This is a genomic window from Gemmatimonadaceae bacterium (assembly GCA_020846935.1).
In the GTDB taxonomy this organism is placed as follows: domain Bacteria; phylum Gemmatimonadota; class Gemmatimonadetes; order Gemmatimonadales; family Gemmatimonadaceae; genus RBC101.
Genome location: JADLCY010000007.1, coordinates 1 through 13,465 on the forward strand (window position 1 = coordinate 1; position 13,465 = coordinate 13,465).

Consider the following 13,465-nt stretch of genomic DNA (forward strand, 5'->3'; position numbering starts at 1 on the left):
CGATCTGCGTCGCAAGCTCATGCACTACATCCGCACCCACAACAAAACGTGCCAGCCGATCCAGTGGGGCTACACCGACATCACGCGCCGCATTCGTGCCACACGAACTTCAGTTACAATCCACTAGAGGCGTGGCGACGAAGAGACCATGCCGGGCATCATCCGTCTAACAGCAGCGCGTGCCCGGCCTCGAATACCGGTCCGTCAGGCGCTCGCGCACAAACGCGTCACGCGACAGCAGTGGCCGATCGGGGTGACATCGCGTGGCGTGGGCCACGTACGCATCGTAGTCCGGCGCGCCGATGATGCGATGCAGCAGGCTCACGGCGTCCCTGAGTGTCTGCGACCAGGTGCGGGGGCCGCGTGGTGTGGCGCTCATCGCCGGCCTCCCTTCCGGATCGTCGACTCGAACAGCTCGAAGATCCGGCGATACTCGTCGGTCCAGGAGTCCGGTCGGACGAACCCATGGTCCTCCACCGGATACACCGCCAGCTCCCACCGCGTCTTTCCCAGCTCGATGAACCGCTCGGTGAGCCGCACGATGTCCTGGAAGTGCACGTTCACGTCCACCATGCCGTGCGCCATCAGCAGGGGATCCTCGAGCTTCTCGGCGAAAAAGATTGGTGACGATCGCCGATAGGCCAGCGTATCGCTCTGCGGCTGGTTGAGGATGCGCGCCGTGTACCCGTGGTTGTAGTGCGCCCAGTCGGTCACCGAACGCAGGGCGGCACCGGCACCGAACGACTTGGGCGCGTTGAACAGCGCCATCAGCGTGATGAATCCCCCGTAGCTGCCGCCGTAGAGTCCGATGCGCTCGGGGTCGATGCCGAAGTTCTTCGTGAGGTACGCCGACCCATCGACCTGGTCCGCAAGGTCACGACCGCCCATCCAGCGGTAGATCGCGGTGCGCCAGTCGCGCCCGTACCCGGCCGAGGCGCGGTAGTCGATGTCGAGCACGACGTAGCCCCTGGACGCGAGGTACTGGTTGAACATGTACTCGCGGGAATAGCTCGACCAGTAATTGTGCACGTTGTGCAGGTAGCCCGCGCCGTGCACGAAGATCACCGCGGCGCCGTTAGGCCGCGCGCGCATGTCGCGCGGCCGGTAGATGCGTGCCGGCACCTGGACGCCGTCGGAGGCGGGGATCATCACGATCTCCGGCTTGATCCACCCGAAGCCGAGCCACTCCGCCGTGGGTGACGTGGTGAGTTTCGAGAGTGCCGCGGCCGGGGCGTAGTTGCCAACGAACAGCTCGGGCGGCGTGTTGGACTGCGAATACACGTCGGCGATGAGCCGGCCGTCGGGGGACACGACGACCTGGTGCCCACCGACGGCGGTGGTGATGCGTTCGGTCGGCCCACCGGCGACGGGCATCCGGTAGAAGTGCTGCTCGAACGGTGAGACCTCCGACGTAGTGAGCTCGAACCAGCGCTGGTCGTCGGAGATGCGCGCCGAAAGCACTTCGTATTTGCCCTGTGTCAGCTGACGCCGGTCGCTGCCGTCGACATTCATCGTGTAGAGGTGCGCATAGCCGTCGGCCTCGCTCACGAACCACACGCGGTCACCGCCCGGGACAAAGCCGCCGCAGCCGAAACACGGTCCGCCGACCCACGCCGAGTCGCGCAGGACGTCGATGGATCGCAGGGCGCCGTTCGCGCCGTCCACGGTGTACAAATGGCGCGCCTTGAAGTCGGACTGCTCGACAAAGAGCAGGGCCGTCGTCCCGCTCGCGTTCCACCCCAGCGCGCGCACGCTTGCCGCGGTGCGCGACGTGTCGGTGGGATGAGGCCTGAGCCAGGTGACCTTGCCGCTGGGCAGCTCCATGAAGCCCGCGCGTCCGCCGCCCTGCGTGTCGCCCACCTTCGACCGGATGACGATGTCTTCGGTGTAGCCCGAGAGTGTCACGTAGTTGGGCACGATCGCCTGTCGGGCCCCGGGCGTGGCGAAGGTCGTCGTGAAGAGGAGCGAACGACCGGCGGGCGAAACGCTCAGCGACGTGATGCGCTCGTTGGGCAGGAGGTAGAGCGCGCGCGGACGCGCGGCTTCGTCGGCCTCACGGTCAGCCCTGGCGATGGAATCCGTGCGCGCGCGTTCACGCACGGCCTCGAACAGAAGCTTCTGATCGCCTTCGAGCGCGGCACGCTGCGGGTCGAGTCGCGGGGGCGTAGGCGGCGCCGGAGCCGGCCGGACGTCGGTCAACTGCGCAATCGTTGGCGTGGCGAGGTCGAGCGACATCACGTTCGATCCCTCGCGCACGAAGTACACGGTGCGCCCGTCAGCCGAAAAGGCGGGGCTGGACTCGTTGATCGGCGGCGTGTGGGTCAGCCGTCGCGCCGTGCTCGCGCGCATGTCGACCAGCCACAGGTCTCCCCCGACCGACACCACGCGGCGCGCGCGATCGGGCGAAAGCGAGCCTGCGGCGAGCAACGGTGCGACAGAGTCCATGTGTGCCGGGCTCAGCGCCTCGGGGGCGGCGCCGGGCCGTGCCTGAACGCGCCACGGTTTGAGGGGCTCGTTCCACGCGGTGCCCGGCGGGAGCCACTGGAAATAGATCCACGCCGCGTCGGGCGTGAAGCGCGGGCTCCCGGGTTCGCGGCCGTAGAGTTCCGGCCCGCGCATCATGTTCGCGATGGAGAAATCAAACCGACCCTGGCCCTGCAGACCGAGTGGGAACGCGGCCAGGACGATGGCGGACAGCAAATGGCGTCGCATGCGTCAGTCTCCCGCCACCGCGACCCGTGGCTCGAAGGGAATTTCCGTGGACACCGCCGGTTTGCGACCCTGGAGCACGGCCAACCATTCCCTGGCCGAGGCCGCGAGCACGACAATGACGGAAAGCAGGAAGAACGCCGTCACGCCGGCGTCGAGGCGGTCGTTGAAGATGAGGCGCCCTGCATCCGCCGCAGACCTGATGTTGGCGGGCAGGGTACCACTCGCGACCTGCCCTTCGAGCACACGTGCGTGGGAGAGGAACCCCAGGCGCGGATCGGCCGAGAAGATCTTGAGCCACCCGGCGCTCATCGTGACAATCGTGAGCCACACGAGGGGAATGAGCGTCATGAACGCATACCGCTGCTTGCCCATCTTGATGATCACCGTGGTGCCGACGCAGAGGGCGACGAGCGCGAGGAGCTGGTTGGCGATGCCGAACAGCGGCCAGAGCGAGTTGATGCCACCCAGCGGGTCGACGACGCCCTGGTACAGAAAGTAGCCCCACAGCGCGACGAACAGCGCACTCGAGAACACCACCGCCGGGTACCACGAAATGCGCCCGAGGGGTGCGTACACATGCTTGAGCAGATCCTGCAGCATGAAACGCCCGACGCGGGTGCCGGCATCGAGCGTCGTGAGGATGAAGAGCGCCTCGAACATGATGGCGAAGTGGTACCAGAGCGCGAGCGTGTGCGCACCCATCCAGCCGGAGAACAATTGCGCCATGCCGACCGCGAGACTCGGTGCGCCACCGGTCCGCGAGAGCAGTCGGCTCTCGCCAATGTTGCGGGTCAGCTCGGTGAAGGCGGCGGGGTCGAGCGTGAAGCCCCAGTTGGCCACAGCGGCCGCCGCACTCTCCACGGTCGTGCCGATCGCTGCCGGCGGCGAGTTGATGGCGAAGAAGGTGCCGGGGGTGAGTACGCACGCGGCGATCAGGGCGAGCGTCGCGACGAGTGACTCGGTGAGCATCGCGCCGTAGCCGATGAATCGCGCGTCGGGTTCGCGCTCGAGCAGCTTGGGCGTGGTGCCTGAAGAGATCAGCGCGTGGAACCCCGAGATCGCGCCGCACGCGATCGTGATGAAGCAAAACGGGAACAACTTGCCGGCGAAGACGGGGCCGGTGCCGTCGATGAACCGCGTGACGGCCGGCATCTGCAGGTCGGGCATCACGACCAGGATCGCCACCGCCAGCGCGACGACGACGCCGATCTTGACGAACGCCGAGAGGTAGTCCCGTGGAGCCAGGAGCAGCCAGACCGGTAGCACGCTGGCCATGAAGCCGTAGACCATGATCGTGATTGCGAGCGCCGGTCGCGACAGCGCGAAGCTCGGCGCCAGCGCCGGGTTCTCGGCGACTGCGCGGCCGATGAAGAGCGCGACCACGAGCAGGACAAGTCCACCCGCGGTGGCCTCCAGCACCTTGTGTGGCCGGATCCAGCGCATGTAGCCGCCCATGAGCAGCGCAATCGGGATCGTGAGGCCAACGGTCACGATGCCCCACGGGCTGTCGCCGAGCGCGTTCACCACGATGAGCGCGAGGACCGCGATGAGGACGATCATGATGCCCAGCACCGCGACGAGCGCGGTCACGCCGGCGACGCTCCCGATCTCCTCCTTCGCCATCTGACCCAGCGTCTTGCCATTGCGGCGAACCGAGGCACAGAGGATGACGCAGTCCTGCACCGCGCCGCCGAGTACGACGCCGATGACGATCCAGAGTGCGCCAGGCAGGAAGCCGAACTGCGCGGCGAGCGTCGGACCAACGAGTGGTCCGGGGCCGGCGATGGCCGCGAAGTGGTGGCCGAAGACGACCCACCGGTTGGTCGGCACGTAATCGCGGCCGTCGTTGAGTCGCTCCGACGGCGTGCGCCGCGTGGCGTCGAGGGCAAAGATGTTGGCGGCGATGATCCTGCTGTAGAACCGATAGGCAACGGCGTAGAAACAGACCGCCGCGGTCACCAGCCATGCGGCGCTGACCGTTTCGCCTCGCGACAGCGCGAGCCAGGCAAAGGACGCCGTGCCGATCGCCGTGACGGCGACCCACGCGAGAACTTTCAGCGTTCGCTGCATAACGTGAGGTTGAGGGGCGAGCGGAGGCACGTGGCCGCTGCGGCGCAGCGTGCATGAAGTCCGGCGTACCGGGGGCAGAAATTGGACCGCGTGGCCGGGGGGGTCAACCAATCGGTGCCGTCGCGGTGAGCGTGCGGCTAGTTTTCGGTCCGTGACGCTTCTTCCCGGCCGTATCCGGCGCCTTGCCGCCCTGAGTCTCACGGGGGCGCTCGCGTGTGGCGGATCCGCGGCGCGCTCGGCGACGGGAACCACAGCGCCCGGCCAGGCCGCGACGGCGGCGACGAGCGCCGGGTCACTCAACCGCTTCGCGGCCGAACGCGTGATGGTGCTGCCGGCGCAGTCGGTCTCAGGGGTCGATCCGCTGGGATGGCGCGCGCGGGCCGGGGACGAGCAGGTGCTGCTGCGTCGCGTCGACTCCACGCTGGCGGCGCAACTGGGTGAACGCGGACTCACGCAGTGGGCCTTCACCGCCGCGCTCGTGCGCGCCGCGCGGCGCAACCCGACGTACGTCACCGATCCCTATCAAGTGCGAGCGCTGGGGGCCATTCGCGCGGCGATGCGCTCGCGCGAGCAGATGGTGCTGGAACCCGTGTCGTCGCAGCTGCGTGCATTGGCGGGCGTGAGTGACGCGCGCTGGGCGCTGGTGCCGCTGGAGGTGGCGTTCGTGGGCGACGACGCGGGCGGACACGTCGCCCTCTCGATGGCGATCGTCGACGTGCGCGGCACACAGGTGCGGTGGAGCGGGAGCGTGGCCGGGGCACGGGCGTCCGACTATTCCTTCGCGGCCGTCGAGTCCGCGATCCACCGAGCGGCCGACCTCGTCGTGCCGCGTGACTGATCGAATCCATGGGCATTCCCTGCACGCTGATCCCCGGTGATGGCATCGGGCCGGACATCACTGAAGCCACCCTGCGCGTGCTCGAGGCGTCGGGGGCAGCCTTCGAATGGGACCGTCAGCTCGCGGGAATGGCCGCGGTCCAGGCGGTCAACAACCCCATTCCCGACGCGACGCTGGACTCGATCCGGCGCACGAAGCTGGCGCTCAAGGGGCCGCTGGAGACGCCGATCGGCGAGGGCTTTCGTTCGATCAACGTGGCGTTGCGCAAGACGTTCGACCTCTACGCCAATGTGCGGCCGTCGCGCGACCTGGTGCCCGGGGGGCGGTACGAGGGCGTCGACATCGTGCTGGTGCGCGAGAACACCGAGGGGCTCTACGCCGGCCTCGAGCACTACATCAAGATTGCAGAAGACGACAAGGCCGCGGCGCAGTCGATCGCGCTGATCACGCGCGTCGGGTCGGAGCGCGTCATTCGTTATGCGTTCGAGTACGCGCTGGCCCACGGACGGCGCAAGATCACGCTGGTGCACAAGGCGAACATCCTCAAGTACTCGCAGGGCCTGTTCCGCCAGGTCGGGCAGCAGATCGCCAGGGAGTTCGAGGGCCGCGTGGCGTACGACGAGCGGATCGTCGATGCCTGTGCGATGCAGCTGGTGATGAAGCCGGAGCAGTTCGACGTGATCGTCACCACCAACCTCTTTGGCGACATCCTGTCCGACCTCGTGTCGGGCCTCGTCGGTGGGCTGGGGATGGCGCCCGGCTCGAACATCGGGGCGCACGCGGCGATCTTCGAGGCGGTCCACGGGACGGCGCCCGACATCGCTGGCCTTGGCGTCGCCAACCCGTCGGCCCTGCTGCTCGCCGCTTGCCTCATGCTCGACCATGTGGGCGACGGCGCACGGGCGCACCGCATCCGTTCCGCGGTCGAGGCGGTCGTGCGTGAGGGGCGCGTCACCACGCGCGACCTGGGCGGCTCGGCGACCACGGCGCAGTACGCCGACGCCGTGATCGCGCGCGTCACCGGCTGACGCGCCGCGTGCCGAGCGGAACCCTGCGACTGCTCCACGTCTCCGACCTGCACTTCGGCAGACCGTGTATCCCGGAAGTGATCGACGCGATGGAGGCCCACGGCGCGTCGGCCGGTTACGACGCCGTGATCGTCTCGGGCGACGTGGCGCAACGCTCGCTCTCGGGCGAGTTCCAGCGCGCGGCGGCGTTCATCCGTGACGTGCGCCGGCATCGACCCTTGCTCATCGTGCCCGGGAACCACGACGTGTCGTGGTGGATGTCCCCGCTGCACCTGCTGGGCACCGATGGGCTCTACACGCGCTACCGGCGCTACATCAGCGAGGACCTCGAACCGGCGATGTCGGTGCCCGGGGCGCGCGTGATCGGCGTGAACACCTCGCACGGCGTGGGTTGGTATACGCTCACCACGCGACCGCGGGACGTGTCCATCATCGGCGTAGTGACCGACGCTCAGCTCGATCGCGTGGCCGCCGAGTGCGCGGCAACGCCCACTGACACCGCGCGGATCGTGGTGATGCACCACAACCCCGTGCGCGGGCAGCTCTCGAACCGCTTCGGCATCAAACACCCCGGCAAGGTGATCGAGCGATATGCACGGGCGGGCGTCGACCTGGTGCTGTGCGGCCACGATCACCAGGAGGCGGTGCACCATCTGCCCGAGCACGGCGGCATGGTCGTGTGCACCGCCGGGACGCTGTCGAACCGCTCACGCGGTGGGCGCCCCTGTTCGTTTCACGACATCACGGTGACCGACCGGCACATTGCGGTGACCACGCACTACTGGACCGATCGTGCGGCGTTCGAGCCTTCCCCGGTGCAATGCTTCGCTCGCTCCTCGCGCGTGCCGGCCTGATTCGCGATCCGGGGCAGCTCGAACTCGCGTTCGATGCCTCCGGGACGTTGCTTGCGCGCCTGCAGCGACTCGGCATGCGCGGGGTGACGTCGCTGACGCTCACGCGGAATCGCGCCGTGTACGTGTCGTTCCGCGGCACGGGACTCCGCGTCCACGAGGCGTTCGTCGCGGCGCCGGAGGAGGTGCTGCGCGCGATCGTCGTGTTCGTGTGCGGACGCGGAGCCGCGCGCGCGGCGGCCCGACGCCTCATCCTCGCGTTCCCGGTGCCGCGTGGTGAACGGGCGCGACGCACCCGCGAACGGTTGCACCCCGACGATCGGCCGCTGGCTGACCAGTTGACCAGAGCGCACGCACAGCTCAACGCGGAACGGTTCGCTGGCGCGCTCCGGCCGATACAGGTGCACGTGTCCCGGCGCATGCGCACGCGCCTCGGCCACTATGCGCCGGCCGCGACGCATGGCACGGCGCAGATCGCGGTGAGTCGACGGCACGTGCGGCGCCACGGCTGGGACGAGGCGCTCGACACGCTATTGCACGAGATGGTCCATCAATGGCAGGATGAAAGCGGACTCCCCGTGGATCACGGTGCCGCCTTCCGCCGCAAGGCGCGGGAAGTCGGCGCCCAGCCGCGCGCGAAGCGTGTCGTGACGCGGTAGTTCCGCGGGGCTCGGGGCTGCGGGGTTGCGCCGCTGCCTTCCGCATGGGGCCTCGTGCATCAGTATCTTGGGCCATGCGTCTTGTCTCCTTCCTCGTCGCCGTCGCGCTGCTGGTGGGCTCGCTGTGGGCCGGATTCCGGGGCGTGGGTCCGCTGCCACCCCTCGGCTCGCTCCTCGATCCGGCCCGCGGGGCCTGGGCCGCAGCCACCACGGGTGAGCACCCGTCGTCGGAGTCCGTCACGATCGCGGGGCTCACGGGCCCGGTGGAGGTGCGCTACGACGCGCGGAGCGTCCCGCACGTTTTCGCCGCGACCGAAGACGACGCGATACGGGCGCTGGGCTTTGTGGTCGCGCGCGACCGGCTGTTCCAGCTCGAGCTGCAGGTACGCGCCGGCGCGGGTCGCCTGACGGAACTGGTGGGCGCGGCGGCGGTGCCCTCGGACTCCCAGATGCGCGCCCTTGGACTTCCGCGGGCGGCCGAGCGCGCGCTCGCCAGCCTGGCGGCCAATGCGCCGGGCCGTCGGTTCGCGGACGCCTACGCGGCCGGGGTCAACGCATACCTCGACGCACTCACTCCCGATCGCGTGCCGGTCGAATACAAGCTGCTTGGTGCGACTCCGATGCGCTGGGAGCCGGTCAACGCCCTCCATCTCGCAAACCGGATGGCCTGGACGTTGAGCTATGCGCCTGACGAGCCCTCGCGTCTGGCCGCCGAGGGCCTTGTGGGCCGGGTGGCGGCCCGCGCGATCTTTCCCGTGGCGGCGCCAATCCAGGAGCCGATACAGCCCAATGGACATGCGGGTCCGCGCTACGACTTTCGGCGCATCCCGCCACCGGGAGCGCCGGACAGCGACGCCCTCGCGCTGTTGCCCATGCTGCCGCGCCGTGAGGTGGACGCCGATGCGGCGATCGCGCGCGTGTTTGCGTCGAACAACTGGGCCGTGGCGCCCTCGCGCAGTCGGTCGGGGCACGCGCTGCTCGCCGGCGATCCGCACCTCGAACTCACGCTCCCGAGCATCTGGTTCGAGACGCACCTGGTGGTGCCGGGCGTGCTCGACGCGTACGGCGTGACGATCCCCGGTTCGCCCGGGATCATCATCGGGTTCACGCGCCACCTCGCGTGGTCACTCACCAACACGGGCGCCGACGTGCTCGACTTCTACCGCGAGATCGTCGACGACGACGCCCGCCCGGTACGCTACCTGGTGGACGGCGCCTGGCGCGACATCGAATTGCGAGAGGAGGTCTACCGAGATCGTGCAGGCGTCGTGATTCGCACCGATACGGTGCGGTTCACCCACCGGGGCCCGCTGCGTCGCGGACAGGGAGGATGGCTCTCGATGCGATGGACTGCGCTCGAACCGAGCGACCTCGCCGCAGGCTTCAGCGCCGCGGCCAAACAGGAGACAGCAGGGGCGTTCCTGGACAGCCTCGCCGCGCACTACTTCGTGCCGGCGCAGAACATGCTCGTCGCGGATCGGCAGGGCACGATCGCCATCCGGTCGACGGGGCACTTTCCCATCCGTCCCGACCATGGCGATGGCGAAACCATTCGCGACGGATCGCGCACGGAGAGCGATTGGGTGGGCTACTGGCCGGTCGCATCCTATCCGCAGGCGATCAACCCGGCGCAGGGGTATCTCGCTTCGGCGAACCAGCAGCCCATCGACCCCGCCGTCGATGCGCGCTACCTCGGCACCGATCGCTCGTACGACGCCTGGCGCGCGCTGCAGATCAACCGGCTGCTGCGCGGCAACGCGCAGGTCACGCTGGACGACATGCGGAGGTACCAGACCGATCCGGGGAGCGTGCGCGCCGAGGCGTTCATGCCCTACTTCCTTGCGGCGACTGGTGCGCGGGCGGCCTCGGGGACCGCGACTCCGTCGCTGCGTACCGCCGACTCGGTCCTGCGCACGTGGGACCGGCGCTACACGGCCACCAACGCATCGAGCGCGCTCTTCGAGCGGGCGATGCGCGAGCTGACGCGGCGCACCTGGGACGAACTCGTGCCGAAGGGGTCCACCGATCGTGTGGCGACACCGACCGCCCACGTGCTCCTGGAGTTGCTCGCCGACTCGGCGAATGCGTGGTGGGATGTGGCGGCGACCGCGGACCGCATCGAACAGCGCAACGACGTGGTCGCCGACGCGCTGGCCGCGGGCTACGACAGCCTGGTGGCGCAACAGGGGCCGCCAAACGCGGAGCGTTGGGCCTGGGGTCGCACGGGCGCGGTGAACATCAACCACCTGTTGCGTCTCGCCGGGTTCTCGCGGCGCGGCCTGGCGGTGAACGGGGGTCCCGGAACGCTCAATCCCTCATCGGCGGCCGGCTTCGGGTCGAGCTGGCGCATGGTGGTGGAGCTTGGCGATCGCGTGCGTGCGATGGGCACCTATCCGGGTGGGCAGAGCGGCAACCCGGCGAGTCCCCGCTACGCCGATCGTCTCGGGTTCTGGACGCGGGGCGAACTCGAGCTGCTGTATTCGCCGCCGGCCCTCGATTCCTTTGCGCCGGCGCAGGTGCGTGCCGCGCTCACCCTCACCCCGAGATAGCCGATGGGCTTCCTGCGGTTCCTCATCCTGACCATGGTGATCGCGTTAGGCACGGTGCTCGTGGCGTGGTGGGTGGTTCCGGTGGCGGGTGCGGCCTACGGCCTGCTCGGCGGTCGCGGGCGTCCGGCGTTGGTCGCGGCTGCCGCAGGCGCGGCCGCGTGGGGCGGGTACCTGTCGATCCTGTCCTTCGGCGGAGCGCCGGTCACCCGGTTCGCTGGTGATCTGGCTCACGCCATGACCCTGCCGTCGTGGGCGCCGCACGTGGCCACACTCGCGTTTCCCGCACTCCTGGCCGGCAGCGCGGCGGCGTTGACCGCCCGGTGGCGTCGCCCCGATACGAAGCGTCGCTAGTCACCCATAGATTTCGCTCCCATATGAGCCACGACTTCTTCAACATCGACAGCGTCCTCTCCGAGGAGGAACGCGCCATCCGCGACAGCGTGCGAGCCTGGGTCGACGACCGCGTGTTGCCCATCATCGGCGCCTGCTACGTGGAGGGACGGTTCCCCAGGGATCTGATCCCGGAAATGGGGGCCCACGGGTACTTCGGCGCCAACCTGCCGGAGACCTACGGTTGCGCGGGGCTCAACAACGTCTCGTACGGGCTGATCATGCAGGAGCTCGAGCGCGGCGATTCAGGCATTCGATCGTTTGCCTCCGTGCAGGGAGCGCTCGTGATGTACCCGATCTACGCGTTCGGAAGCGAAGCGCAGAAGCGCTACTGGTTGCCCAGGATGGCCACAGGCGAGGTGATCGGCTGCTTCGGGCTCACGGAGCCGGACTATGGCTCGAACCCGTCGGGCATGGTCACGATGGCTCGACAGCAAGCCGATGGGACGTGGCTGCTCAACGGGGCGAAGATGTGGATCACCAACGGGTCCACGGCCAAGGTGGCCGTCGTGTGGGCCAAGACCAACGGCGATCCGGATCCGGCTTCGATCCGCGGCTTCATCGTACCCACCGACACGCAAGGCTTCACCGCGCGGGACCAGAAGGGCAAGCTCTCGCTCCGGGCGTCCGACACGAGTGAACTCGTGTTTTCGGACGTGCACCTGCCCGCCGACGCGATCCTGCCGGGCTCGGGCGGGCTCAAGTCACCGCTCATGTGCCTCACGCAGGCGCGATACGGAATTTCCTGGGGCGCGATCGGTGCTGCGATCGCGTGCTACGAGGAATGCCTCGCCTACGCGAAGAACCGCGTGATGTTCGACAAGCCGATCGCCGGCTTCCAGATCCAGCAGGAGCGCCTCGCCGACATGCTGACCGAGATCGTGAAGGCTCAGCTGGTGTCGCTGCACCTCGGGCGACTCAAGGATGCGGGGACCTTCACGCCGCAGCAGGTGTCGCTGGCCAAGCGCAACAACGTGAGCATTGCGACGGACATCGCGCGCGAGAGCCGGCGATTGTTGGGCGCCGTGGGCATTCTCGCCGAGTACGGCGCGATGCGGCACATGGCCAACCTGGAGAGTGTGTACACGTACGAAGGGACGCACGACGTACACTCGCTCATCCTCGGCCAGGCGGTGACGGGCCTGAACGCGTTCAATTGAGCGGCGAGGACGTGGGGGGGCCCCCCCGACTTCAGAATAGCGCCGTCGGCCCCGGCCACCGGCACCATCCTGTCCCCGGTCGTATCGTTTTCCCGCCAGGCGCCGCGTTCCGGCGCCTGACCTTCGTGTGGTCCCTGTTCCTCCTGGGAATGGTCGCGCTCACGGATCCTGCCTCCGCGCAGGAGCAGCGCGGCGGTGGTGCGGGGGCCGATTCCACTGGTTCGGACAACCTTCAGCTGCGCCCTCAGCGCCCGGTGGTTTCAGGCCCGGGTCGCTGGCGCCCGAGCCTGAGGCTCGACAACGACGCCTACAACTTCTGGATCCACCCCGCGCACCGCACCGACGAGGAGTTCACCAATGGGGTGGTCGCGTCGCTCGAGGCGCTCGGCGGGTCATTTTGGGGACCGCACCTCGCCCGGCGAACACCGGATTGCGCCGCAGACACCACGAGCCTCGGGCGGTGCCTCACGACCACCGTGTCGATCGGACAGGACATGTACACACCCCGCCTCACCCGGGCGCCGTACACCACGCCCACGTGGGCCGACGAGCGGCCATACGCCGGCTGGCTCTGGATCGGCGTCACCGGGAGTTCGGTCTCGAGGCGCAGCGCACGCACGGTGGACGTCCAACTCGGCGTGACCGGCCGCCCGGCGCTCGGTCAGACGTCGCAACAGCTCTTTCACTGGATCAACCAGCGCTACACGAGAAGAGCCACCGGGTGGGAAACGCAAGTCGGCTTTCAGCCCGGCGTGCAACTCGGATACACCCACTCGCTTCTCGCGCTCCGTGGTGTGGTGGGCTCGAAGGCGCTCATCGACTTCGTCCCGTCGGCCCGTGTGGCGGTTGGTACCGTGCGCACCGCGGCCGACGTGGCGGGGCGCTTGCGCATTGGCTACAACCTGTCGCACGCGCTCGATCCGCGCGCGACGCGGCGGCGCAGTCCGCTCGAGTACTACCTGAGCGCGAGTGGCCGCACCGGATTCGTGGCCCGCGACTTCTCGCTCGATGGCAGCATCGTGGATCGGGAGCGCCACGTGGATCGCGTGCCGGGCGTCAGGGAGTATGCGTTCGGCATGGGCCTGCGGCTGCACCACCTGCGTCTCCAGTGGGAGGCCACGACGCGCTCACGCCAGTACGCCACGGGTCCACGGCACCACACGTTCTCGAGCATGACGGCGGCCTGGGAGTTCTTCGACGGGCATTGA

Annotated in this window: 11 protein-coding genes; 8 read left to right on the forward strand and 3 right to left on the reverse strand. The window is 68.6% G+C overall.

The features are described from left to right. Positions 1 to 166 precede the first annotated feature (166 nt). Genes IT361_08850 through IT361_08860 form a run of 3 tightly spaced genes read right to left on the reverse strand, consistent with a single transcriptional unit; the run spans position 167 to position 4,782 of the window. The gene (locus IT361_08850; protein MCC6317785.1) at positions 167 to 379 is read right to left on the reverse strand and encodes a YbdD/YjiX family protein; all 213 of its coding nucleotides are present in this window, start codon (positions 377 to 379) and stop codon (positions 167 to 169) included. Further along, positions 376 to 2,712, reverse strand: a complete 2,337-nt coding sequence (locus IT361_08855; protein MCC6317786.1) for a S9 family peptidase — start codon at positions 2,710 to 2,712, stop codon at positions 376 to 378. The genes IT361_08850 and IT361_08855 overlap by 4 nt, the downstream gene beginning before the upstream one ends. Before the next feature lie 3 nt (positions 2,713 to 2,715). Further along, positions 2,716 to 4,782, reverse strand: a complete 2,067-nt coding sequence (locus tag IT361_08860) for a carbon starvation protein A (protein ID MCC6317787.1) — start codon at positions 4,780 to 4,782, stop codon at positions 2,716 to 2,718. Positions 4,783 to 4,933: 151 nt separating this feature from the next. Between IT361_08860 and IT361_08865 the strand changes: the two genes are divergently transcribed. From IT361_08865 to IT361_08900, 8 genes are all read left to right on the forward strand, one after another. Next, positions 4,934 to 5,620, forward strand: a complete 687-nt coding sequence (locus IT361_08865) for a hypothetical protein (protein MCC6317788.1) — start codon at positions 4,934 to 4,936, stop codon at positions 5,618 to 5,620. An 8-nt stretch (positions 5,621 to 5,628) separates the two neighbouring features. Beyond that, positions 5,629 to 6,648 carry an NAD-dependent isocitrate dehydrogenase gene (locus tag IT361_08870; GenBank protein ID MCC6317789.1) on the forward strand — a complete coding sequence of 340 codons (1,020 nt, stop codon included), beginning with the start codon at positions 5,629 to 5,631 and terminating at the stop codon, positions 6,646 to 6,648. Positions 6,649 to 6,656: 8 nt separating this feature from the next. Further along, positions 6,657 to 7,502, forward strand: coding sequence for a metallophosphoesterase (locus IT361_08875; protein MCC6317790.1), 846 nt, complete (start codon positions 6,657 to 6,659; stop codon positions 7,500 to 7,502). After that, positions 7,469 to 8,158, forward strand: a complete 690-nt coding sequence (locus IT361_08880) for a SprT-like domain-containing protein (GenBank protein MCC6317791.1) — start codon at positions 7,469 to 7,471, stop codon at positions 8,156 to 8,158. Before IT361_08875 ends, IT361_08880 begins: the two co-directional genes overlap by 34 nt. 74 nt (positions 8,159 to 8,232) lie before the next feature. Beyond that, positions 8,233 to 10,707, forward strand: coding sequence for a penicillin acylase family protein (locus IT361_08885; GenBank protein ID MCC6317792.1), 2,475 nt, complete (start codon positions 8,233 to 8,235; stop codon positions 10,705 to 10,707). A 3-nt stretch (positions 10,708 to 10,710) separates the two neighbouring features. Then, complete coding sequence (locus IT361_08890) at positions 10,711 to 11,058, forward strand: hypothetical protein (protein ID MCC6317793.1); 348 nt, start codon at positions 10,711 to 10,713, stop codon at positions 11,056 to 11,058. Between the two features lie 23 nt (positions 11,059 to 11,081). After that, the gene (locus tag IT361_08895; protein MCC6317794.1) at positions 11,082 to 12,257 is read left to right on the forward strand and encodes an acyl-CoA dehydrogenase family protein; all 1,176 of its coding nucleotides are present in this window, start codon (positions 11,082 to 11,084) and stop codon (positions 12,255 to 12,257) included. 149 nt (positions 12,258 to 12,406) lie between these two features. Next, positions 12,407 to 13,465 carry a lipid A deacylase LpxR family protein gene (locus IT361_08900; protein ID MCC6317795.1) on the forward strand — a complete coding sequence of 353 codons (1,059 nt, stop codon included), beginning with the start codon at positions 12,407 to 12,409 and terminating at the stop codon, positions 13,463 to 13,465.